This is a genomic window from Peptacetobacter hominis (assembly GCF_006861675.1).
GTDB classification, from domain to species: domain Bacteria; phylum Bacillota; class Clostridia; order Peptostreptococcales; family Peptostreptococcaceae; genus Peptacetobacter; species Peptacetobacter hominis.
This window is the reverse complement of sequence record NZ_SGJB01000016.1, coordinates 38,390-62,049: the sequence shown is the minus strand read 5'-3', so window position 1 is coordinate 62,049 and position 23,660 is coordinate 38,390. Positions and strand designations below refer to the sequence as shown.

Here is a 23,660-nt window from a genome sequence, read left to right as displayed (position 1 = left end):
AGGAGTTTCTTTGTCAAAGACTCAAAGCTAAAAGCCTTATTGAACCCCCAGTCTAACTGGGGGTTTTCTATATACAAAAAGGTATGTATCAATAGAATACATACCTTTTTTATTATCTGAAGTTTATTTTATTTCTTCTCATATATACATTCAGTACCAATCCTAAATTAGCCATAGAGGTTAAAAGCGAACTTCCTCCATAACTTACAAAAGGAAGGGTTACTCCTGTTACAGGTATCAGAGTAACAGTCATTCCTATGTTCTGTATAATCTGATATCCAAACATTCCCAGAACTCCAACTACAATAAGGGTTCCATAGAAATCCTTGGCATGTTGTGCCGCATACAGAAGCCTGAATATAAAAGCGACAAAAAGACCTATCATTACCGCCATACCTATAGCGCCAAGCTCTTCACCAACAACAGCAAATATGAAGTCCGAGTCCTGAACTGGAAGGAAATCCTCCTGGTTCTGACTTCCCTGATATAGACCTTTTCCTGTTATTCCACCGGAACCTATAGCTATCAGAGACTGCATTACCTGATAGTTTCCTGGAAGACTTACATCTTCTGGATGGAGGAATGCATCTATTCTTACTTTCTGATGTGGAGCCATAAGAAGATATATTATAGGCAGAAGAACCACTACTATTATACATGCTCTTTTTATAAGAGTGGAATCAAGTCCAGCTGTAAAAAGCATCGCAGCAATGATACACATGAAAACTATTGCTGTTCCAAGGTCTGGTTGTGCAAGCAGAAGTCCTATAAATGGAATTGCATATAATCCAAGTGGAATTATATCCTTTATCTTTCTAAGTCTATCTCTCTTAGACTCAACAATTTTTGCATAACTAAGTATAAATGTTATCTTCACTATTTCTGAAGTCTGAAGATCAAGCGGTCCTAAATTTAGCCACGATCTGGCTCCAGCATGTGTAACACCTATACCCGGAAGCATTACGACTGCAAGTAAAAATATACTTATTATATAAAGCTCCTTGTAATACCTTCCAACAAAATTATAATCTATCATGAGAATGAAACATATAGCAGCTATTCCCATGCAAAATGCTAAAATTTGTTTTGTCATCTGTGTAAAGTCACCATTTGCATTTACATGTGTAGCACTACTAAGTATGACAAGACCATATGCAAATATAGCTAAAACTATACCCACAAGTTTCCAGTCCATCTGTTTTAACATTCTCAGGTCAGGTCTGAATTTAAACAAAAAATCACCGACTTTCAATTAAATATCCTGACTGAAATTTTCTTTTATCTACCTTTTTAATGATTTAATCGGTATATTCGCCACAAGTGCAGATACAGGTTTGTCACCATTTTCTCCTCTGCATTTAGACATTTTTATGTCCAGACTGTCTCTGTCTATCTCCGCATATTTTGAAATAACCTCGATTATTTCCTCCTGCAGTTTTTCGATAAGTTCAGGTGAACAGTCCATTCTATCATGTACAAGAACAAGTTTCAGTCTATCTTTAGCTACATCTTTACTCGTTTTTTTATTTGAAAACGACTTGAATATATCGAGCACAAATACTTCCTCCCATCTCTATTTAGAAAAAGCTTTTTTAAGCTTAGAAAAGAATGATTCTTCTTCAACTTTTATTTCGGCGAATGGAACATCTTTTCCCATTATTCTACTTGCTATATTTTTATATGCTTTTCCTGCTGCTGAATGATTATTCATTACAGCCGGTTCTCCTTTGTTTGATGATATTATTACATTTTCATCGTCAGGTATTATACCTATAAGCTCTATCCGTAATATCTCAACAATATCATCTTTATCCATCATATCGCCTCTTTTTACCATATCAGCTCTAACTCTGTTTATAGCAAGTTTTACATCTTCTATCTCATTTGCTTCAAGAAGACCTATTATTCTATCCGCATCTCTTACAGCAGAAACTTCAGGATTTGTTACTACTATAGCTCTATCAGCTCCAGCTATTGCATTTTTAAATCCCTGCTCAATACCTGCCGGACAATCTATTAGAATATAATCAAAACTTTCTTTAAGCTGATCACAAAGCTTTTTCATCTGTTCTGGAGATACTGCATTTTTATCTCTTGTTTGTGCCGCTGGTATAAGATATAAGTTTTCAAATCTTTTATCCTTTATAAGAGCCTGCTTTAGTCTACAGTTTCCCTCAACAACATCAACTATATCATATACTATTCTATTTTCAAGGCCCATAACAACATCCAGATTTCTAAGACCTATATCTGCATCAAGTACAACCACTCTATTTCCATCTATACTAAGCGCTGTTCCTACATTTGCTACGGTTGTAGTTTTACCGACTCCGCCTTTTCCAGATGTTATAACGATTACTTCTCCCATAATTTACCCTCCGATTCCTGCATCTAAGACTGCATATCTATTATTATTCTGTCTTCTGAGATAAAGGCTATTTCTGAAACAGATTCTTCATCTGAATCATATATTTCCTCCGGAGCTTCTGCTATTACATCTGCAATCTGAAGTATTGTAGGTTTTAGAGATTTTGCTGCTATATAGCACCCTCTATTACCTGAAGCCCCTGCATGTACAAAACCAGAAAGTTTTCCCATTACAACAACATTTCCATTGGCAACTGCTTTTGCTCCTGGATAAATATTTCCCATTACAAGAATATCTCCCTCAGAAACAACTTTGGAACCGGATTTCATATCAGACATAACTATTACATTGCCTTTATATTCTTCAGATGCACCGGATCTAAGCACATTTACAAATTTTATACTGTCACACAATGAATTGTTGTTTTGTACATCTTCATTCTCAGTTTTATTTTCTGAATTTTCCTTTATTATTTTATCATCTTTATCGGATACTATCAACTTTTCATTTTTTATATGTTTATCTGCTTCAATATGTTCAGAAGGTTTTACAAATTCTATATTAAATCTTGATTTTAAAGACTCTTTTATACAATTTAAATCACTTTCTGAGCTATGTTCTGATTCTATTGAGCACACTTTTGCACCTTTAAAAAACGATTTTGATTTTTGTATTTTATCTGATATAGATTCTATTATTTCATTGGTATCTACAAGATCTGATACAACTATCGTTATTCCGTTGATACATCCCTTAAATTCTATTTTGTCTACTCTGGAATCATCATTCAAAATATTCATCCTCCCAGGATATGTAAAGGCTAATTATTAGCCTTTACACCATAGTTTACTGTATTTTTTTCCTCTTCCTGTTGCTTTTGTTCTTCATATTGTTTTATCTGATCTTTAGTCATATTCTTTTTCTGCTCTGTTGTAAGCTCATCGCTGTCAAGAAGACCAAAATACTGACCAAGAACCTCTCTTACAGGGAACATTGAAAGAACACTTGACTCACCCTGAGGTATAACACATACAACAGCTATTTCCGGATCATCAGCTGGAGCAAAGGCAACACTCCATGTAAATGTTCCATAATCATCCTTAAATCTGTCTATATCTGTGTCTGTAAGGTTAGGATTTAATTCCTTAATAGCCTTTCTAAGATATGATGCATTAACTTTATCAGTATCCTCAAGTTTTACCTCAACACCTTCATCAAGCTGCTTCTGAATTTCCTCTTTTTCCTCTTTTGATGTTTTCTTATCCTCAAGTTTTTCTTTAAGTTCTTTTTCTTTCCGCTCTGTAAGCTCTTTTTCTTTTTCCTGTTTAAGTTTTTCAGCTAGTTTCTTTGCTTCATTTATATTTACATTATATGAAGATGCATGACTTACAAGATACCGGTATTCATTTGCTGTAGGTATTTTACCTGTCATCTCTGCAGAACCAGTTTTAGCAGCTACACTTATTGGGAAGTTTGACATAACTTTTTTACCAGTACCGTCTGTTGCAACTCGCTTCATACCTTCTGTTATATCTTCAAGATTGCTGTCGTCCTTGAATTTTATCTTTGTTTTTTCTCCATTGTCGTCTATTGTAACTGTACTGTAATCCCCAGAAACAACCTTATCAACAACAGATAAATTTACAAGATATCCTCCATTTGCTATAGCCGCCACATATCTTGCTATCTGAGCAGGAGTATACGCATTTTCTCCCTGTCCTATACCAAGGTTGAATGTATCTCCAGTTCCCCATTTTGCAGAATTGAAATAACTGTATACAACAAGGTCAGCAGCCTCTTCTATATAATCTTCCTTCATTCCAAGTTTTTCAAGTCTCTTCATTGTTTCTGCTCTTCCTGGAGTTTCTTCTTCATCTGCCCAGCTTACAATCTCATCTATCTTTTTATCATATTCATCTCTGTTTGAATTTCTTGTTATTCCTTCAAAATAGTTTGCAAATTTTTTATCTATATCAGATCTAAGCATACTTTTTACTGATTCCAGCTTGTCTTCTGTATTTGGTACTTTTCCAGGATTTTCGCCTATCTCATCCTTTAAACCTGTCGCTTCATCAAGACCGAATAATTTTGCATATTCAAGAAGCTTATCAGCCCCCATATCTATTCCAAGATCCTGATTTGTCATCCAGTTTGTACCGGTTGCAACAGTAAAGAAATAAATATTACATGACTCCTGAAGAGCCTTATACAGGTTTGTATATCCGTGGTTTCCACCTCCGTGGTTCCATACGTAGTCCCCGAAAGTTTTTGATCCAAACTTGATAACCCCAGGGTCATTTATTGTATAATTTGGATCAAGACCATTATCAAGTCCTGCCATGGCAGTTACCATTTTGAAAGTAGAACCTGGCTGGAATGCCCCGTGTGTTGCAAGATTTAAAAGAGCACTCGGTGCAAGAATGTCATTTGTATTTTCAGGCTGAAGAGCCCGGTAATCTTCGCTGCTTATTCCGTTTGCAAATTTATTAGGATCGAAATCCGGATAACTTGCCATTGCCAGCACATCTCCACTGTCAACATCGATGGCAACTACCGCTCCAGATTTTGCTTTCGGAACTGTAGTACCCGCGCTGACATCTCCCAGCTTACTCTTAAGTGTTGCACCACTCTGGGCCGCTTTTATACTCTGTTCAAGTGCATCCTCTGCAACTTTCTGCAGCTCTATATCAAAGCTTAGATATACCGTATCACCAGATTCCGGTTCCTTGGAGTCTATTTCTTTACTTACTCTTCCAAGAGAATCTACCTGAACCTGTTTATATCCATCTTCACCTTTTAGAACATCCTCATAATATTTTTCTATTCCAGAAAGACCTACTTTATCATCTTCCTTATACCCTTTTTCCACATACTCATCAACGCTTACAGAAGGTATTTTACCTACATATCCAAGTACATGTGATGCAAGCTCTTTATTAGGATAATATCTTACAGGTTGAACATCGACATAAACTCCCTGAAGATTTATAGCATTTTCCTCAATCTGAGCTATTGTTTTCTCTTTTACATCAGTAGCAATCGTAACAGGGTTGTACCGTGAATATCCCTGTGATTTTACCAGATTTCTTACAACCATAACTTTTCTTGCATCTTCATCACTGAGACTTTTATCTATTCCCAGTGATTCATTATTTCTCAGTTCAAGAAAAGCTTCTCTGGCAGTAGCAGTTTTATCTATCTTATATGACTCAAGCCAATCCTGTTTGTCTCTCTGATCTGTAAATTTCCATTCACTTACAAGTATCGGTGGATATGAACCATTATCATTAAGTTTAGACTGAAGGTCTACCGGGTCAAGATCTCTATCTTCTTCTTTCAGTATTCCCTGGGAAATCATATTATCAACAATCCGATAAAAAGTTTCCTTGGCATTATAATCCAGAGGAATATTGTTCTGTTTTTTAAAGTCATTTATATTTTTATCATAAGTGTAAAAATATTTACCGTTTTCAACATATATAGGGAATTCATCTATATATTCCTCACCATTTTTTTCAAGAAGATTTATAAGATTCAGTGCAACTTCATTTGCAGATGAATTACCCTCACTATCTTTTTTGTTGAGAGTATCACCAGAAATATTTACAGTAAACTGATTTTTATTTCCTGCAAGAAGTCTTCCGTATCTATCTCTGATTTCTCCCCTTGGTGCAGATACTGTTATATTCTTGTATGTTTTATTCTCAGCAAGTTCCATATAATGTGAATACTTGATGGTAGTAAGATACAGTATCTTTAGAAGAATAACAGCAAATACTACGATTACTATTTTTCTGATGGTGTCCAGTCTAGGTATATTATTATTTTCCATTCCATCACCAACTATTCTTCATTTAGTTTTAATATAAGACTGTTAAACAATTTGTATATTACAAATCCTGCTATCATGTTCATAACCGGAACGACGACAGCTGCTCTTATAAGTATAAGTAATATACCATCTGTAAAATACATAAAGTAAGATACAAATGCATATATAAGAGAATATGCTGCGGATACAGCCATTATAAGCCCCATTATCATACTCATACTATCTCTATAAAGATTCTTTCTGAAATGCCCTATAGTGTAACATATAACAGATAGTAAAATTGCATTCAATCCGAAAATTCCTCCAACTGTTATATCTCTTACAAGACCTGTGATAAGCCCTGTTATCCCGGCATCATAATCTTCAAGATACAATGATATAAGAACCAGAAATGGTATAAGCACACTAAATGACGCACCAAATATATCTATGTAGTTTATAACACTATTTTCCAGTATAACCAGAAAAATACCTATTATATAGATTATAAATCTTTTCATATTACCGACTCCTTATTCTATATTTCTAGGCGCTATTACTGTAACATCATTTATATCCTTAAAATTAACATAAGGTTTTATGACAACTGACTTCATAGATCTGTTTTTATCATCTATAACTTTTTCTACTTCACCTATAGGTATATTTTCAGGATAAAGACCTAGTCCAGATGTAACAATTATATCTCCCTGAACAACCTCATATCCCGAATCAAACATATATCCTCCAAGATATTCATTGCTCTGATATACAGCTTCATCTCCTGAAGAATTTGATGCACTTATAACACCTTTTGCAGCAGTATTGTTTATTATTTTGAAACTTACTGATGTTTTACTGTCAAGAAGTGATATTACTTTGCTGGAATTAGCAGACACCTCATAAACCATTCCGACAAGTCCACTTCCATTTATAACTATACTGTTTTTCTGTACTCCATCATTTTTTCCTGCTGATATTACGAATGTCTCATACCAGTTTCCATCGTTTTTTTCTATAACAGAAGCAGAAACCATATTCGATTTAGCTGTGCTGTCTACATAGTTAAGGCTTTTTTTAAGTTCATTTAGAGACGAATATTTTGAAGACTGAGAGCTTAAGTCTATTACTTTTTTCTTAAGAGTTTCATTTTCTTCTTCAAGTTCTCTCATTCTATTTCCGTTACTTCTAAAATTAGTAAAATCACTTGTAAATTCTTTTACTGTATCCATTACTCTCTGAACAGGAGATGATGCAACCGCTGCACCATCGGCTACAGGTGAAACTGACACCGGCGCTGCTCCTGAAAATTTAGCTATCGATATTCCTGTAATTCCAATTAAAGTGATAGCAACCACTACAGTTGCTATCACTTTAGAATCAGGCTTTTTCTTTCTGAATTTGTCGAATTTCAATCAAATCACCAGCCTCTATCTGTTAGAGTTCATCTTTAAAACTTTTTCAAATATTTCTTCATCTTCAACAGACTTACCTGTTCCAAGTGCTACACAGTCAAGAGGACTTTCTGCTATTTCCACTCTCATACCAGTTTCTGATGATATAAGCTTATCAAGACCTCTTAAAAGAGCTCCTCCTCCTGTAAGCATTATTCCATTTTCCATTATATCTGATGCTAGTTCCGGTGGAGTTTTTTCAAGTGTTGATTTTATTCCATCAACTATTGCACTTACCGGCTCTTTTAATGCTTCTCTTACTTCTGTAGAAGAAATTGTCATTGTTTTTGGAAGACCTGATATAAGGTCTCTACCTCTTATTTCCATTTCAAGTTCCTTGTCATCTTTAAATGTAGAACCTATATTTATTTTTACATTTTCTGCTGTTCTTTCACCTATCATAAGGTTATATTCTTTTTTAACATAGGCAACTATAGAATCGTCGAACTCATCTCCACCTATTCTTATAGATTTTGCTGTAACTATACCACCAAGAGATATTACTGCTATTTCAGAAGTACCTCCTCCGATATCAACAACCATGTTTCCTTCTGGTTCTTCAACTTTAAGACCTGCTCCTATAGCAGCTGCCATAGGCTCTTCTATAAGGAATGCGTCCTTAGTTCCTGCCTGTCTCGCTGCATCTTCTATAGCTCTTTTTTCAACTTCTGTAACACCAAAAGGTACACATATAGCTATTCTTGGACTCACAACACCTTTATTGTCAGCTGCTTTCTGTATAAAGTAGCTTATCATTGACTGTGTCACATCAAAGTCAGCTATAACCCCATCTTTCATTGGTCTTATAGCAACGATATTACCAGGTGTTCTACCTATCATTCTCTTTGCTTCTTCACCTACTGCAAGAACCTCTCTACTGTCGTCTCTTATTGCAACAACTGAAGGTTCTCTAAGAACTATACCCTGTCCCTTTATATAGACAAGAGTATTAGCAGTTCCAAGGTCTATACCCATATCCTTTGTCATTTTCTGGAATCCACCAAAGAATCCTTTTTTTTCTTTCTTAGCCATTTTGTTTCTCCTTCCCGTAATTAAAAGACCGAAATTTTTACTAACGGTTATTATCAAAAAATTTTATTTTCTTTAAAGCTGAAATAACTGCCATCACCTATTATTATATGATCAATTACCTCTATTCCTATAATATCTCCACATTCTTTAAGTCTCATGGTTATAGCTATATCCTCTTTTGAGGGTTCAGTATTCCCAGATGGATGATTATGTATAAGAATTATTCTGTTTGCACTTCTCTTTATTGCATATTTAAATACTTCCCTTGGATGTACAAGTGACGAATTCAAAGTGCCTACAGTTATATCGATATCTGATATTATCTCATTTTTAGTGTTGAGAAGTACAGTTTTAAATACTTCCTGTTTCAGATATCTCATGGACTCCATATAATAATTATGTAAATCCCAGGGATTCTTTACTTTATATCTATGCGGTACCTCTCTTGATATTCTTACACCGAGTTCTACAGCAGCCTTTATAAGACTTGCCTTTGATATACCGATTCCTTCGATTCTACATAATTCCTCTATAGATGCATCCTTGAGAAATCTTATTCCATCGCAATCGGCATTTAAAAGATCCTCAGCCAGTTCAAGAACATTTCTGTCTTTTGTTCCAGTCCTTAAAAGCAGGGCTATAAGCTCTGCATTTGAAAGACTTTCTATACCACTTGAAAGTATTTTCTCCCTCGGCAGCTTTTCACCTGATATATACCTGCTCTTTAAATTATTCAGATAATCCACTTCCAGTAAATATATTTATCCCAAAACTCTCCTTCATCATATCTGATGCCATCGATATAGGAAATCCTACTATATTAAAATAGTCTCCTTTTATATATTCTACAAGAACAGCTCCAAATCCTTGTATTCCATATGAACCTGCTTTATCTTTAAACTCACCTGTAGATATATAATCATATATATCACTGTCAGAAAGATTTTTGAATTTTACTGAACTTGTACAGTGATTTGTAACATCTATACCTTTTTCTCTGTTTATCATACTTACACCGGTTGTTACATAGTGCTCTCTTCCGGAAAGCATTTTAAGCATATTGTAAGCCTCTTTTTCATCAGCCGGTTTGCCTAGAATTTTTCCATCTATAGCCACCACTGTATCTGATCCTATCACAAGTTCTGCTCTATTTTTATCCGCTATATAGGCAGCCTTTTCATGTGAAAGTCTTTTTACAAGTTCTTCCGGAGTTTCATCTTCAAACACAGTTTCTTCTATATCGCTTTTTACAACTTTAAATTTTAATCCTGCATTTTCCAGAATCTCCTTGCGTCTTGGAGAGGCAGAAGCCAGTATTATTTTCATTGAATCACCTCTTAACACTAACTTTACGTACTTATTAAGTCTATCATTATATGCTGAAAATTTCAATATATATGAGACTCCTTTTTGGTTACACTATTGTTATTTTATGACACTTTTAAATTATACACTTTCAGTTTGAATTTTTCTTGTAGAAATATAAATTGGGATATTACAAAATTCCGGATACGAAAAAGAGATGCAGGAAACCCTACATCTCTATTATTTACAAAATCTGTTTTTATATCCGTAATTAAACTGTTTTTATTGCTTTTTTAGGACATTTAGCCATACATAAATGACATCCTACACATTTATCCTGGTCTATTTTATGAACTGATTTAAGTTCACCTTCTATGGCATCAAACTTACACTGTTTTGCACATATTGTACATCCTACACAAAGATTTTCGTCTATTACAACTTTCTGTCTTTTTGCAAGATCCCCTGCTATTACTTTTGTAGGGCATTTTTCAACACATACCATACATCCTGTACACTTAGAAGGATCTATCTTAGCAACATTATTTTCGACATGTATAGCATCGAACTTACAGTTTTTCTCACATATTCCGCATCCTATACAACCTGCACTACAGTTGTCCTTAACAACTTTACCTCTCTGAGTGTTGTTACAGTCAACTATTATTTCCTGAGAAGCAGGTTTTTCTGTTATAAGAGCTTTTGGACAAACTTCTCTACATTTTCCACAGTTTACACATTTTTCCTCGTCTACAACTGCTACACCATCAACTATATGTATAGCGTCGAATGCACATACAGAAACACAAGTTCCAAGTCCAAGACATCCCTGTGCACATGCTTTTGCTCCACCGTTTAGTACAGAAGCTGCTCTACAATCCTGAACACCATCGTATTCATATTTATCTTTTGCTTTGTCGCAAGTTCCTTTACATATTACATGAGCTACCATTCTTTCTCCTGAAGATGCTTCAACACCCATGATAGCAGCTATTTTTTCAGTTACTGCTGCTCCTCCTACTGGACATGCACTTATAGGTGCTTCACCTTTTACTATTGCAGCTGCACATCCTCCACATCCTGGGTATCCACATCCACCACAGTTTGCTCCAGGAAGAACTCCAAGTATTTCATCCTCTCTAGGGTCTACTTCAACTGCGAACTTCTTTGATGCAAAATCAAGGATAACTCCGAATATAAGACCCATAGCTCCTAAAAGTATTACCGCTGTTAATATTTCCACTTTTCTTCGCCCCCCTATTTTTTATAACTTGATAAGTCCTGTGAATCCTAAGAAAGCGATAGACATAAGACCTGCAGATATTAATGTTATAGGGAAACCTTTAAAAGCTTCCGGTATATCTGAAAGTTCAAGTCTTTCTCTTATTCCGGCGAATATTACTATTGCAAGAGTAAATCCTGCTCCAGCTCCGAAACCATTTATTATAGTTTCTATAAGATTGTATCCTTTGTCTATATTAACTATTGCTATACCTAAAACGGCACAGTTAGTCGTTATAAGAGGAAGGAAAACCCCTAGAGCCTGATATAGAGATGGACTCACTTTCTTTATAACCATTTCAACGAACTGAACTATAGATGCTATAACAAGTATAAATGCTATAGTCTGAAGATATTCAGTTCCTGTTTTTACTAATATCATCTGTACAAAATACGTTATAACTGATGCAAGTGTAAGAACGAATGTAACCGCAACACCCATACCTACAGATGTGTCAACTTTTTTAGAAACTCCAAGGAATGGACATATTCCAAGGAACTGAGATGTTATAACGTTGTTTACTAGAACTATACTTAAGAATAAAAGTATTAAATTCATCTATCAACACCCCCACTATGCCTTTTTACTTCTTAATTTATTGAATCCTGCAAATAGGAATCCTAGAGTAAGGAATGCTCCCGGAGGTAATATGAATATTAATATTGGAGTGAAATGTGCTCCAAATAAACTTAATCCGAATAAACTTCCATTTCCTAGTAATTCTCTTACTGCACCTATTACTGTAAGTGCTACTGTAAATCCTATACCGTTTCCAAGTCCGTCTGCTGCAGATGCTGCAGGTCCGTTCTGGCTTGCAAAACTCTCAGCACGAGCAAGTATTATACAGTTAACAACTATAAGTGGTATATATAATCCAAGCGCCTGGTCAAGCACTGGTATATAAGCTTTTAATAACATACCAACAATTGTAACGAATGTAGCTATGACAACTATGAATGAAGGTATTCTTACTTTGTCTGGTATAACTTTTCTAAGAAGAGATATAACTATATTTGAACATGTAAGAACTACTGCTGTAGAAAGTCCCATACCCATACCGTTTATAGCAGATGTTGTAACGGCAAGAGTTGGACACATACCTATAACCTGTACAAATGTTGGGTTCTCGTCGATTAGCCCATTTTTAAATACTTTAGCTAAATTCATATCCTAAACCCTCCCGATTATTTATTTAATGTATTGAATACATCTATTGCAGCATTTACACCGTTTGTAACTGCTGTTGAAGTTATTGTAGCACCTGATATTGCAAGTATCTGATTGTCTGCTGATACGCTTCCTTTTGATACTTCAAGAGGTGTAGCTATTGCTTTTCCTGCATACTGTCCTTTGAATGCATCTTCAGATGCTTTTGCACCAAGACCTGCAGTTTCTGACATGTTACCGATATCAACACCTGTTATTGTTCCATCAAGAGATATACCTACTATAACCTCTATAGCTCCACCGTATCCACTTGGTGTAGCTTTGAATGTATATCCAACTGTTTCTGATCCGTTAAGACCTTCATAAGCCTCAACTACAAGCCCATCACCAGCACCACTGAACTGAGATGCATCCACCTGTTTGAAATCAGTTGCATCAGGAAGTACAGCCTGTCTTAATTCATTGTTTGCCCGTATATTTCTCTGCTCTATTACAGGAGCTGTTATTTTGTTTGTTCCGGCAAGAAGAAATGAAGCCACTGCACATATTATAAGTAATGTTCCACCAACTTTAACCATGCTGTTCATTATTTTGCCTCCTTCCCGAATACTCTGTTCTTAACAAATTTGTCTATTAATGGAGCTAAGCAGTTTACAAGTAATATAGAGTAAGATACACCTTCTGGATATCCTCCATATAATCTTATAACTGAAGTTATTACTCCGGCTATTACCGCATATATTACCTGACCTTTATGAGTCATAGGAGATGTAGCGTAATCTGTAAGCATAAAGAATCCACCAAGCATTACACCACCTGCAAGTATCTGATATACTGCAAACTGTAAGTTAAATCCTCCAAGAAGGAATGTAAGTACAAATACAGTTGCTATATAGCATACAGGCATTATATAACTTATTATTCCTTTGTATATAAGATATACTCCACCTAATATAAGAAGTAATGCACAAGTCTCACCTATACATCCACCTATATTTCCAAGGAACATATCTGAAAGTGTTATGTGGTTGGCTGCAAGATCAGAAAGTCCTGCTGAACCAGCCTTCATATAGCTAAGTGGTGTTGCAGTTGATACTGAATCAAGATTTGATGATGATACCCAGTTAACACCAGTCTTTGTCCATGCTGTCATTGCAACAGGGAATGAAGCAAGAAGGAATGCTCTTGCAGCAAGTGCAGGGTTGACAAAGTTGCATCCTATACCACCAAATACCATTTTTACTACAACTATTGCAAATATTCCACCTAAAAGACACATCCACCAAGGAAGTGATGCTGGAACGTTGAAAGCAAGTAATAATCCTGTAACTACTGCAGAAAAATCACCTACTGTACTTTTCTTTTTAGTTATTTTGCAGAATAAGTGTTCTGAACCAACTGTACCTAGTATACAGAAGAACATTGCACTTAATGCATTAAGTCTAAAATAGAATAATCCTGCTAAAGCAGCTGGAATTAATGCTATTATGACCTGTTTCATTATATATGACGTATCTTCATTACTTCTGACATGAGGAGAAGATGATACTATCAGCTTGTTTTCCATTTTTTTTCCCCCTAACATTTCTTATTTCTTCTGAGCTGCCTGTTCCCTTCTTCTTTTTGCTCCGATTTCTCTTTTTGCTGTTCTTATAGTCTGAACAAGAGGTCTTCTTGCCGGACATATGAATGAACATGAACCGCATTCTATACAGTCCATAGCATTCTGTTCTTCAGCTGCATCAAAATCATTTCTCATTGAATAGGCGCTTATTAATAACGGCTGAAGGAATGATGGACATACATCTGTACATCTTCCGCATCTTATACAGTTCTGCATTTCAGGTGTTCTTGACTCCTCTTCAGTAAGAAGTAATATACCTGAAGAACCTTTGTTTGTAGATATTTCTGTGTGCCACTGTGTGAATCCCATCATAGGTCCACCCATTATTACTTTACCAAGATTAGTTCCTTCTTTGTATCCGCCGCACTGATCTATTATTTCATTTACTCTTGTACCTATTTTGGTAATAAGGTTTTTAGGTTCGGCTATACATGGTCCAGTAACTGTAGTTATTCTCTCTACAAGAGGCATACCAGTTGTTATAGCATCTGCTATAGCTGCTGCTGTTCCAACGTTGTCAACAACTGCTCCAGCTGCTATTGGAAGTCCTCCTGATGGAACCTCTCTTCCTGTACATGCATATATAAGCTGTTTTTCAGCTCCCTGTGGGTATTTTACCTTTAAAGTTACAACTTCTATTTCCGGATATGGCTCTGCAGTTTTTCTCACTGCTTCTATTGCATCCGGCTTGTTTTCTTCGATTCCTATGAATCCTTTTTTAACATCAAGCACTTTCATAAGAGCTCTACAACCTGTAACAACCTTTTCTGGCTGTTCAAGCATAAGTCTGTGGTCTGCTGTAAGATAAGGCTCACACTCTGCTCCGTTTAATATAACAAACTCGGCATTTGAACCTGGAGGAGGACATACTTTTACATGAGTAGGGAATGTTGCACCACCCATACCAACTATACCTGCCTCTTTAATTATCTCTACTATTTCCTCTTTTGAAAGGTCTTCCACTTTTCCATGAGGTTTTACACTTTCATGAAGTTCTTCTTTAAAATCATTTTCTATAACGACACACATTCCTCTTCCGTTTGGAATCTCATGTGGTTCAATAGCTATGACTTTTCCTGAAACAGAAGAATGTATATTTGCAGATACAAATCCGCCAGCTTCAGCTATCTTCTGCCCAAGTTTAACCTCGTCACCAACTTCAACTATAGGTTTTGCAGGAGCACCTATATGCTGCTGAAGAGGTATATAAACCACTTTAGGAGCCTCTGCTCTCTCTATTGGTTTTTTGTCAGAGTACTCTTTTCCATGTGGAGGATGTGTACCTCCCTTAAAAGTTAAGAGTTTCATTCTTTTACCCCCTATCTATAACTAAACATTTTTCTATCATATATTAGTATACTATATATAATAAAAATACTTAAGAATTGTTAAAAAAATATCCGCGCTTTTTGTTTCAAGCATAATCAACAATTTAAAATTCAATTGAAACCCCTTAGAAAATCAATGATTTTATAAAGATTATTGACATATGATATTTTGTATATCACATTCTTTATTTTCTGATTTTTATTATTTTAAGATAACGATTTTTTTCGTTACTTCAGAAACAATTTTAGATTATGTAAAACAATACAGGCAAATTTATATTTTCCTAACTATATTATTATAGAATAAACTTATACTATTATCAAATATTTATAGACTTTTAATCAATTTTTTATTATTCTATTGAATTCAATCCAGTTATATATACAAATTATCCTTATTTCCATTAAATAAAAATATATATAATTCTCCTTTAGAATCTAGGATTACTATGCATAAAAAAAAGAAGGAGATTCCTCTCCTTCTTTTTTATACAATTCTTCTTGCTCCAAGAAGTGCGTTTCCATAGTATCCTGTAAGCGAGCTTACCTTTACAGAACCAGGTTTTGTCTGTGTTCCACTGCAATGTATGAATTTATCTCCACCCACATATATACCGACATGGCTTACAGAACCATTTCCACTTGTATCAAAATATAAAAGGTCACCCTTCTGATAATCTCCTTTTGCCACAGCTTTTCCAGCAGTAGCCTGATCTCTTGATACTCTAGGTATACTTACACCTGCAGCTTTACTGTATACCCATTTTGTATATCCTGAGCAATCAAACTTATCAGGACCATTTCCTCCCCATTGATATGGAGTTCCAAGTAAAGTATACGCATAATCTACTACGGCCTCACCTTTTGAAGAACTTACTCCACTTCCCATAGAGCCTGATGTGTTTCCTGAAACTGTTCCACCTTCAGATACAGATTCATTAGTTGAACTTACATACTGTCCACTTACCCATCCTGTTGTTCCGTTTAAAAGTTTAACCTTGTACCAGCTTCCTGATTTTTCTAAAGACTCAACAACACTGCCACCTGATAAAGATGCTACTACGGCGTACTCTGTCCCAGGTCCTTTTCTTACGTTAAGTCCACTAGTTGTATTTACTTTTAATCTTCCTGATACACTTGTAGAAGATGAGTTTCCTCCTGAAGATGAACTTTCCCCTGAATAAGATGTTACATACTGTCCGCTTACCCATCCTGTTGTTCCATTGGAAAGTTTAATCTTATACCAGCTTCCTGATTTTTCTACAGCATCAACAATACTTCCACCAGCAACAGATGATACCACAGAGTAATTTGTCCCAGGTCCTTTTCTTACATTAAGTCCAGTCGAAGCCGTAACTTTAAGTTTTCCTGATACCGATGTCGAACTTCCTGTGTTCGTACTATTAGAATCTGTTCCGGAAGAACTTCCAGTCCCTGAACTCAAAGATAGATATTGGCTACTTGCCCATCCTGTTGTTCCATCTGAAAGTTTTATACTGTACCAGCTTCCTGATTTCTTTTGAAGAGATACCATTGTATTCTTTGCTACTGATTTTATAACCGCATAATTTGTTCCAGGTCCTTTTCTTATATTAAGAGACGATGCTGTTACTTTCGCCTGTCCTGATACAGATACTGCAGACTCGGATGAACTGCCAGATGTCTCTCCTGATGATGAAGACGCATTGTTGTTTATGGTCTTTTTAAGATATGTACTGCTTACCCATCCAGTCTGCCCATTTGCAAGCTTTATATTTGTCCATCCATTATCTTTTACATTTATAACCTGTACTTTCGTATTATTTGATATCTTGGCTATTATACTTCCTGATATCGAATCTGTGCTTCTTACATTAAGAGATGATGCCACAGAAACATATGCTATACTTCCTGAGGTAGACTTTGCTGATGCTAAAGATGTCTGTGAAACTTCTGCTTGAGATGTACTTAGATACTGTTCACTTACCCATCCTGTTTTTCCTGATGAAGTACTTATCTTTACCCAACCGTTCTGTCTTTCTATTATACTTACTGATTCACCCTTGTATACTGTTCCTGTTTTATCAAATGTTATTCCGGCTCCACTTCTCATATTCAAAGCTTCTGCAGTAACTGTAGCATTCTCAGCTGCATCAGCATCCGCCAATGCCATAGTAAAAGCCACTGCACTTATACCTAATGCTGCTATAGATTTTTTCATCTTCAACACGCCCACTTTCCTTTATTTTTTATATTTATAATTCCTTAATATAGATTTTTATTATATTTATACTTAATATTATATTATTACATTTTGTAACTTTTTCATATAGTTTTTAGAAATTTTACAATATTATATATTAAATACCCACAAAATATCTATATTAAACATTTTGTGGGTATTTTTATCTATTTCATTATAAAGTTTTCTATCCCTCTATATTGATCAAAATCATTAAGATACATATTCATCTTAAATCTGTTGTTAGTTACCATATAGTTATCTTTGACACCTATACTTATAAACAAGGCGTTATCTATACAATATTTTTCTATTTTCGAATATATATTTCTTATCTCATCCTCTGTAGATGCATTCTCTATTTCAGCTAGATATGAGTTTAACTTTGAATCAGATGGAACCATATTTTTCATTATCTCAGTTATATCCGGTATACTTGAAAGCTGCCATCCTGTCAGAGCCATGTCATATGATTTATTTGTCAGAGCCTTTTGCATACCTGATGCATCAAGAAGAACAACCTCAGCTTTTATTCCTACTGCCTTTAAATCTTCTACTATAAGATTTGCACTTTTTACTCTTCTACTATCTTCTCTATTTACTATTATTTTAAGAGGATTTGATGAAATTATAGATTTCAATTGTGCTTCAGTATAGTATGTTGGCTCCTTTGCTTTTTCCTTTTCTTTTGTATTTGAATTATTTTTATCTGTTGATCCATTATTTTCTGTATTTGAAGCTTCTGAGTTATTTTTTTCTGCATCAGTTGTATCTTTTGTCTCTTCTTTAGAAGGTTCTGTTCTTTGCACTACCTCTTTCGCATATACAGACGTTCTCGACTGAGCTTCTGCTCCTGATGACTCTCCACCTGATGGTTCAGATGGTGTTTCTGAACCTGATGATTCTCCACCTGAATTTTCTTCTCCCCCTGTTTCAGGTGATGTAGAAGGTTTTTCAGATTCTCCGGATGACGAACCTCCATTATTCTGTGAAGAAGAATTTCCATTGCTTCCAGATGATGTTCCCGAAGATGTTCCTGTGTTATTATTCGGTTTATTTGATGCATTTACATCAGTTTCTTTTATGTTTTCCTTACTTTCTATTTTTATTTTTCCTATCAGTTCACTTACTTTATTTTTATCATAACCAATAGGTTTTACACTCGAATCGTAATAATTAGATGTCGAATTTATCGGTATATTTACAGATGTTATATCTCCCATATAGCCGGCACTAAGTATATTATCCCTATCTATTGCATAACTTATTGCCTGTCTGAAATACACATTTGACATAAGCTGATTTGACTGATTCATAAGAAGACATTCATAATCTCTGCCCTGATACTTTCTTATGGTAAACTGACTGTTTTCAAATCTACTCAGATCATTTATATCAACCTTTACCATATCACTTTCAAGAGCTTCAACCATAGAAACAACTGCCTCGGAATCCGGAACTATACTTACATATACATTTTTAATATCCTTTGGTATTTCACCATAATATTCTTTATTTACTTCAAGCTGCATACCGGTTCTTACATTATAACTTTTTATTTTATATATTCCATTTCCTATTTTATTTGCCGCTACTGAATTTATATCTTTTCCAGAAAGCTGATTTTTACTGACTATAGGAAATGTAAGATTTTCCTCTGCAAAAGCATTTTTCTTATTGAAATTTACAGTAAGATTTTTAGAATCTATGACATTTACACTGCTTATGTTTTTTGCCATATAATTATATGGGCTTGAAGCATTTGATTTTATCATAGATACTGTAAATGAAACATCTTCAGAAGTTACAGGTGTTCCATCATGCCATTTTGCATCCTTTAGTTTTATTGTCATACTCTTGCCATCAGATGACATACTGCTTTCTTCTACAAGTTTAGGTATTGCATTATAGTTTTTGTTTATTTCAAACAATCCATCATAAACAAGATTCAATACATTTAAAACTCCTTCATCTGTATTCGTTATAGGATTCAAAGTTTTAGGTTCCTGCATAGCAAGAGCTATATTTTCAGAGTATATTTTACTGCTTTCTTTTTTTTCACTATCACTTTTATCTGTAGCAGAACATCCAGATAGAATCAGCGACATTGCAAGAAATAAAGCCGTAAATTTAGCTATCTTCATATTTCTACCTACCTTCTATCATATATTTCCTTATACTTTTCATAATTTTTATTTACTTTATCAACATAGTTCTGAGTTTCTTTGAAAGGCATATTATGAAGTCTTTCTCCATCTCTACTATATTCATGAGTTTCAAGCCATTTTCTGACATTTCCAGATCCACCATTATATGCAGCAATAACAAGATCTCTATTTCCAAATTCTTTATATAATCGCTGCAAATACCAGCAGCCTGTTCTTATGTTAGTCTCCGGTTCAAACATCTTTGTACTGTCTATACCTATTTCTGTTTCTGCCCATTTTGCTGTAGTATCACCTATCTGCATCAGTCCTTTGGCTCCCTTATGTGATTCTGCATCAGCCCTGAATTTACTTTCAGCTTTTATGACACTATAGACAAGGTATTTATCTATATTATATTCCTCAGCATATTTTTCAACATACTCACTGTACTTAAGTGGATATATGAATTTTTCAAGCCATCCACTCCCCAGCAAATAGGAGATAATCAATATAAAAGTGAGTATGCTCCCTATTATCAGTTTTTTCTTATTTCCCAAAATAATCGACCTCAAATTTTTCTATAAACATTTCAGCCTGATTTTCAAGCTCTTTTATAGTACCTGAATTATCAATTACATAATCAGCATACTTTTTCTTTTCAGTTTGTGACATCTGAGACTTTATCTTTGATACTGCAGTTTCTTTTGTACAGTTATCTCTTCTCATGACTCTTTCTATCTGAGTGCCTTCATCACATGTCACAACTATTATTATATCACATATTGACGTATATCCAGCTTCAATAAGAAGTGCCGCATCTATTACAACTGCTTTTTCACCTTTATTTTCGGCTGCTTTGATATCATCTTCTATCATTTGTCTTATAGCCGGATGAGTTATATCATTTAATTTTTCAAGTTTTTTTTCATCTGAAAATACAATTTTTCCAAGCAGTTTTCTATCTGGTCTACCGTCACTACTCTTTATTTCTTCCCCGAATTCTTTATACAGATTTTCAAGGACTTCCTTATTTTCATAAACTTCTCTTCCCTTTATATCTGCATCTATAATACATATTCCATGTTTCCTGAATATATCCGAAAGACTGCTTTTTCCACAGCCTATGCTACCTGTAAGACCTATTATTTTCATTTATTTCACCTACTTAGTTTCATACCATGACATTCCTACATTCAGGTCTACATCAAGATGAACCTTCATATCAACTGCATTTTCCATTTCCTCTTTCACAATGGATTTAACCTGTTCAAGTTCGTTTTCATAAGATTCAACTATAAGTTCGTCGTGCACCTGAAGGATAAGCTCTGATTTAAGATTTTCTTTCTTAAGTCTATTGAATACATTTACCATTGCTATTTTTATAATATCCGCCGCACTTCCCTGAATAGGTGCATTCATTGCGGCCCTTTTTCCTCTGTTTCTCTCCATAAAATTTCCTGATTTTATTTCAGGTATATATCTTCTTCTATTAAACATTGTCTTTGAATATCCATCTTTTTCAGCAGTATCTATTACGTTGTCCATAAAATCCTTTATCTTATCATATTTTGCAAAATAACTTTCTATATACTGCTTTGCCTGTGTAACAGGTATTTTTAAATCCTCAGATAGACCAAAATCTGTTTTTCCATATATTATACCAAAGTTTACAGCTTTTGCAGCACTTCTGAGCTCTGGTGTAACATCTTCAATATCTACTCCGAATACCTGCGATGCAGTTTTCCTATGTATATCCTCTCCATGTGCAAATGCCTCTATCATATGTTCATCTCCACTCATATGTGCAAGTACCCTAAGCTCTACCTGTGAGTAGTCCGCATCCACAAGTCTCATATTCTCATCTGATATAAATACAGCTCTCAGTCTTCTTCCTATCTCCATTCTTACAGGTATATTCTGAAGATTCGGCTCTGTAGATGAAATTCTGCCGGTAGTAGTTATTGTCTGATTAAATGTGGAATGTATTCTTCCATCTATCGGATTTATAAGAGCAGAAAGTCCCTCTACATATGTAGAATTAAGTTTTACTATCTGTCTGTATTCAGTTATTTTGTCTATTATAGGATGTTTATCCCTAAGTTTTTCGAGAACCTCAGCATTTGTGGAATATCCTGTTTTTGTTTTCTTTATTACAGGAAGTTCAAGTTTTTCAAACAATATAACTCCAAGCTGTTTTGGAGAGTTTATATTAAATTCTTCACCTGCAAGAGAATATATTTCTGATTCAAGAGTTTCTATTATTTTTCTGAATTCATCTCCAAGTTCAGAAAGCATCTCTCTATCAGCTTTTATACCTTTGTATTCCATATTTCCAAGCACTTTCACAAGTGGCATTTCCACATTTTCAAACAGGTTCTCTATTTCTGTTTCTTTTATTTGTTTTTTCATTTCAGGAACAACATCTTTTACGGTATTTATTATATCTCCTATATATGAAGATAATGCGTCCTTTTCGATATCTTTATATTTTTTAGCCTTTGCTCCTTTTCCAAGAAGCTCTTCTTTTGATTTTATGTCTCTCATAAGATACTTCATAGCTATATCACTGCACTCATATGAAGTAGACGATGTGGAATCTATCAGATACTCAGCTACAGCTATATCAAAATGTATTCCATCCATATCTATTTCATACGGCATAAATGCAGTAAAGTCTTCTTTTAAATTATATCCGTATTTAAGTATATTTTCGTTTTCAAGTATATTTTTAAGTTTAGATACATTTTCATCTTCTATTCTATATATTTTTTCTCCATCTGTACTTAAATATACGCATATTATATTCTTTTCCAGTATGTTTCCCCCATCAGATACAGATTTTATATAAACTTTCCCTGCTTCTGATGATTTTTTTTCTATTTCTTCTATATCGGCATCGTATATTATCTCGAAAGTCTGTTTTTCTACTTCATTTTCATCTGAATTCGATGAAGCTATCTCAGAAAGTCTTTTTGTAAGACTTGTAAATTTTAGAAATCTGAACTGCTCTATAACATCTTCTCTATTAAAATGTCCAAACTCCATACTATCTACATCAAATTCAATAGGTACATCTCTTACTATCGTAGCAAGCATCTTACTTTTTATTATTATATCTATATTTTCAGATATTTTTTTGTGCATAGCTCCTTTTATATTATCTACATTTGCTATTACACCATCTATATCGTTATATTCTTTTAAAAGTTTTAACCCTGTTTTCTCTCCAAGTCCACTTACTCCAGGTATATTGTCTGATTTATCTCCCATAAGCCCCTTAAGATCTATAAACTGACTTGGAGTTATACCGTATCTTTCAATTACACCATTATAATCGTATTCTTCAACCTCTCCTACACCTTTTTTAGTGATCAGGGTTGTTGTATTTTCAGATGCAAGCTGGATTGCATCCTTATCCCCAGTAACTATAAATACTTTATACCCCTGTTCTTCTGCAGACTTTGATATCGTTCCGATTATATCATCTGCCTCATATCCGTCTATCTCAAATCTCTTTATATCAAAAGCATCAAGAAGCTCTTTCAGTGGCTGAAGCTGCTCAAAAAGTTCCGATGGCATTTTTTTTCTTCCTGCTTTATATTCATCATACGCCTTATGTCTGAATGTAGGAGCTTTTCTATCAAATGCCACACTTATATGTGTCGGTTTATAAAGCTCTATCATCTTGAAAAGCATTGTTGTAAATCCATATATCGCATTTGTATGAAGTCCTTCCTTGTTGTCCATAGTCTGAGGAAGCGCATAAAATGCTCTGTTTATTATTGAGTTTCCATCTATTATAATAAGTCTTTTATCCAATCAATATCACTCCTGTTTTAAATTTATTTATAAAATTCCTACTCATACTATATTATCACAATAGAGATGATTTTTTTAGTGCTAAAGTGTTACAATATATTC

21 protein-coding genes are annotated in these 23,660 nt (G+C 34.6%); all 21 read right to left on the bottom strand.

Annotated elements, in window-relative coordinates:
- Positions 1-112: 112 nt before the first annotated feature.
- Positions 113-1,207: a rod shape-determining protein RodA gene (gene rodA, locus EXD82_RS08475; RefSeq protein WP_142536487.1), complete on the bottom strand. Its 1,095-nt coding sequence runs from the start codon at positions 1,205-1,207 to the stop codon at positions 113-115.
- Positions 1,208-1,282: 75 nt separating this feature from the next.
- Positions 1,283-1,555, bottom strand: a complete 273-nt coding sequence (gene minE, locus EXD82_RS08470; protein WP_142536484.1) for a cell division topological specificity factor MinE — start codon at positions 1,553-1,555, stop codon at positions 1,283-1,285.
- Between the two features lie 18 nt (positions 1,556-1,573).
- Complete coding sequence (gene minD / locus EXD82_RS08465) at positions 1,574-2,368, bottom strand: septum site-determining protein MinD (protein ID WP_142536483.1); 795 nt, start codon at positions 2,366-2,368, stop codon at positions 1,574-1,576.
- A 23-nt stretch (positions 2,369-2,391) separates the two neighbouring features.
- Positions 2,392-3,159 (bottom strand): septum site-determining protein MinC, encoded by a 768-nt coding sequence (locus EXD82_RS08460; protein ID WP_174919208.1) that lies wholly within the window; start codon positions 3,157-3,159, stop codon positions 2,392-2,394.
- 29 nt (positions 3,160-3,188) lie between these two features.
- Positions 3,189-6,200 (bottom strand): penicillin-binding transpeptidase domain-containing protein, encoded by a 3,012-nt coding sequence (locus tag EXD82_RS08455; RefSeq protein ID WP_142536481.1) that lies wholly within the window; start codon positions 6,198-6,200, stop codon positions 3,189-3,191.
- A gap of 11 nt (positions 6,201-6,211) precedes the next feature.
- On the bottom strand, positions 6,212-6,700 hold the full coding sequence (mreD, locus tag EXD82_RS08450) for a rod shape-determining protein MreD (protein ID WP_142536480.1): 489 nt from the start codon (positions 6,698-6,700) through the stop codon (positions 6,212-6,214).
- Between the two features lie 12 nt (positions 6,701-6,712).
- Entirely contained in the window at positions 6,713-7,594 is an 882-nt protein-coding gene (gene mreC / locus EXD82_RS08445) for a rod shape-determining protein MreC (protein ID WP_142536479.1), read from the bottom strand.
- A 15-nt stretch (positions 7,595-7,609) separates the two neighbouring features.
- Complete coding sequence (locus EXD82_RS08440) at positions 7,610-8,665, bottom strand: rod shape-determining protein (protein ID WP_142536478.1); 1,056 nt, start codon at positions 8,663-8,665, stop codon at positions 7,610-7,612.
- A 53-nt stretch (positions 8,666-8,718) separates the two neighbouring features.
- Positions 8,719-9,402 carry a RadC family protein gene (radC, locus tag EXD82_RS08435; RefSeq protein WP_408634441.1) on the bottom strand — a complete coding sequence of 228 codons (684 nt, stop codon included), beginning with the start codon at positions 9,400-9,402 and terminating at the stop codon, positions 8,719-8,721.
- On the bottom strand, positions 9,395-9,991 hold the full coding sequence (locus EXD82_RS08430; RefSeq protein WP_142536476.1) for a Maf family protein: 597 nt from the start codon (positions 9,989-9,991) through the stop codon (positions 9,395-9,397). Before EXD82_RS08430 ends, radC begins: the two co-directional genes overlap by 8 nt.
- 250 nt (positions 9,992-10,241) lie before the next feature.
- Complete coding sequence (locus tag EXD82_RS08425) at positions 10,242-11,213, bottom strand: RnfABCDGE type electron transport complex subunit B (protein WP_142536475.1); 972 nt, start codon at positions 11,211-11,213, stop codon at positions 10,242-10,244.
- 21 nt (positions 11,214-11,234) lie between these two features.
- Positions 11,235-11,810 (bottom strand): electron transport complex subunit RsxA, encoded by a 576-nt coding sequence (rsxA, locus tag EXD82_RS08420; protein WP_142536474.1) that lies wholly within the window; start codon positions 11,808-11,810, stop codon positions 11,235-11,237.
- A gap of 15 nt (positions 11,811-11,825) precedes the next feature.
- Complete coding sequence (gene rsxE / locus EXD82_RS08415) at positions 11,826-12,419, bottom strand: electron transport complex subunit RsxE (RefSeq protein WP_142536473.1); 594 nt, start codon at positions 12,417-12,419, stop codon at positions 11,826-11,828.
- A gap of 17 nt (positions 12,420-12,436) precedes the next feature.
- Positions 12,437-13,006: an RnfABCDGE type electron transport complex subunit G gene (locus EXD82_RS08410; RefSeq protein ID WP_142536472.1), complete on the bottom strand. Its 570-nt coding sequence runs from the start codon at positions 13,004-13,006 to the stop codon at positions 12,437-12,439.
- Positions 13,006-13,986, bottom strand: a complete 981-nt coding sequence (locus EXD82_RS08405) for an RnfABCDGE type electron transport complex subunit D (RefSeq protein ID WP_142536471.1) — start codon at positions 13,984-13,986, stop codon at positions 13,006-13,008. The genes EXD82_RS08410 and EXD82_RS08405 overlap by 1 nt, the downstream gene beginning before the upstream one ends.
- 21 nt (positions 13,987-14,007) lie before the next feature.
- Positions 14,008-15,351, bottom strand: a complete 1,344-nt coding sequence (rsxC, locus tag EXD82_RS08400) for an electron transport complex subunit RsxC (RefSeq protein WP_142536470.1) — start codon at positions 15,349-15,351, stop codon at positions 14,008-14,010.
- 507 nt (positions 15,352-15,858) lie between these two features.
- Complete coding sequence (locus EXD82_RS08395; RefSeq protein ID WP_142536469.1) at positions 15,859-17,571, bottom strand: C40 family peptidase; 1,713 nt, start codon at positions 17,569-17,571, stop codon at positions 15,859-15,861.
- Between the two features lie 188 nt (positions 17,572-17,759).
- The gene (locus EXD82_RS08390; protein WP_142536468.1) at positions 17,760-19,736 is read right to left on the bottom strand and encodes an ABC transporter substrate-binding protein; all 1,977 of its coding nucleotides are present in this window, start codon (positions 19,734-19,736) and stop codon (positions 17,760-17,762) included.
- An 8-nt stretch (positions 19,737-19,744) separates the two neighbouring features.
- Positions 19,745-20,296, bottom strand: coding sequence for a lytic transglycosylase domain-containing protein (locus EXD82_RS08385; protein WP_246082037.1), 552 nt, complete (start codon positions 20,294-20,296; stop codon positions 19,745-19,747).
- Positions 20,286-20,891 carry a dephospho-CoA kinase gene (gene coaE, locus EXD82_RS08380; protein ID WP_142536467.1) on the bottom strand — a complete coding sequence of 202 codons (606 nt, stop codon included), beginning with the start codon at positions 20,889-20,891 and terminating at the stop codon, positions 20,286-20,288. Before coaE ends, EXD82_RS08385 begins: the two co-directional genes overlap by 11 nt.
- A 9-nt stretch (positions 20,892-20,900) precedes the next feature.
- The gene (gene polA, locus EXD82_RS08375; protein ID WP_142536466.1) at positions 20,901-23,558 is read right to left on the bottom strand and encodes a DNA polymerase I; all 2,658 of its coding nucleotides are present in this window, start codon (positions 23,556-23,558) and stop codon (positions 20,901-20,903) included.
- Positions 23,559-23,660 lie beyond the last annotated feature (102 nt).

Bases quoted from the DNA above. Each gene is read 5' to 3' on its own strand.
- EXD82_RS08410 (WP_142536472.1), bottom strand. From the start codon at position 13,006: ATGAACAGCATGGTTAAAGTTGGTGGAACATTACTTATAATATGTGCA.
- mreD (WP_142536480.1), bottom strand. From the start codon at position 6,700: ATGAAAAGATTTATAATCTATATAATAGGTATTTTTCTGGTTATACTG.
- EXD82_RS08455 (WP_142536481.1), bottom strand. From the start codon at position 6,200: ATGGAAAATAATAATATACCTAGACTGGACACCATCAGAAAAATAGTA.
- EXD82_RS08395 (WP_142536469.1), bottom strand. From the start codon at position 17,571: ATGAAAAAATCTATAGCAGCATTAGGTATAAGTGCAGTGGCTTTTACT.
- EXD82_RS08390 (WP_142536468.1), bottom strand. From the start codon at position 19,736: ATGAAGATAGCTAAATTTACGGCTTTATTTCTTGCAATGTCGCTGATT.
- minD (WP_142536483.1), bottom strand. From the start codon at position 2,368: ATGGGAGAAGTAATCGTTATAACATCTGGAAAAGGCGGAGTCGGTAAA.
- rsxC (WP_142536470.1), bottom strand. From the start codon at position 15,351: ATGAAACTCTTAACTTTTAAGGGAGGTACACATCCTCCACATGGAAAA.
- rsxA (WP_142536474.1), bottom strand. From the start codon at position 11,810: ATGAATTTAATACTTTTATTCTTAAGTATAGTTCTAGTAAACAACGTT.
- EXD82_RS08440 (WP_142536478.1), bottom strand. From the start codon at position 8,665: ATGGCTAAGAAAGAAAAAAAAGGATTCTTTGGTGGATTCCAGAAAATG.
- EXD82_RS08405 (WP_142536471.1), bottom strand. From the start codon at position 13,986: ATGGAAAACAAGCTGATAGTATCATCTTCTCCTCATGTCAGAAGTAAT.
- coaE (WP_142536467.1), bottom strand. From the start codon at position 20,891: ATGAAAATAATAGGTCTTACAGGTAGCATAGGCTGTGGAAAAAGCAGT.
- rodA (WP_142536487.1), bottom strand. From the start codon at position 1,207: ATGTTAAAACAGATGGACTGGAAACTTGTGGGTATAGTTTTAGCTATA.
- rsxE (WP_142536473.1), bottom strand. From the start codon at position 12,419: ATGAATTTAGCTAAAGTATTTAAAAATGGGCTAATCGACGAGAACCCA.
- EXD82_RS08430 (WP_142536476.1), bottom strand. From the start codon at position 9,991: ATGAAAATAATACTGGCTTCTGCCTCTCCAAGACGCAAGGAGATTCTG.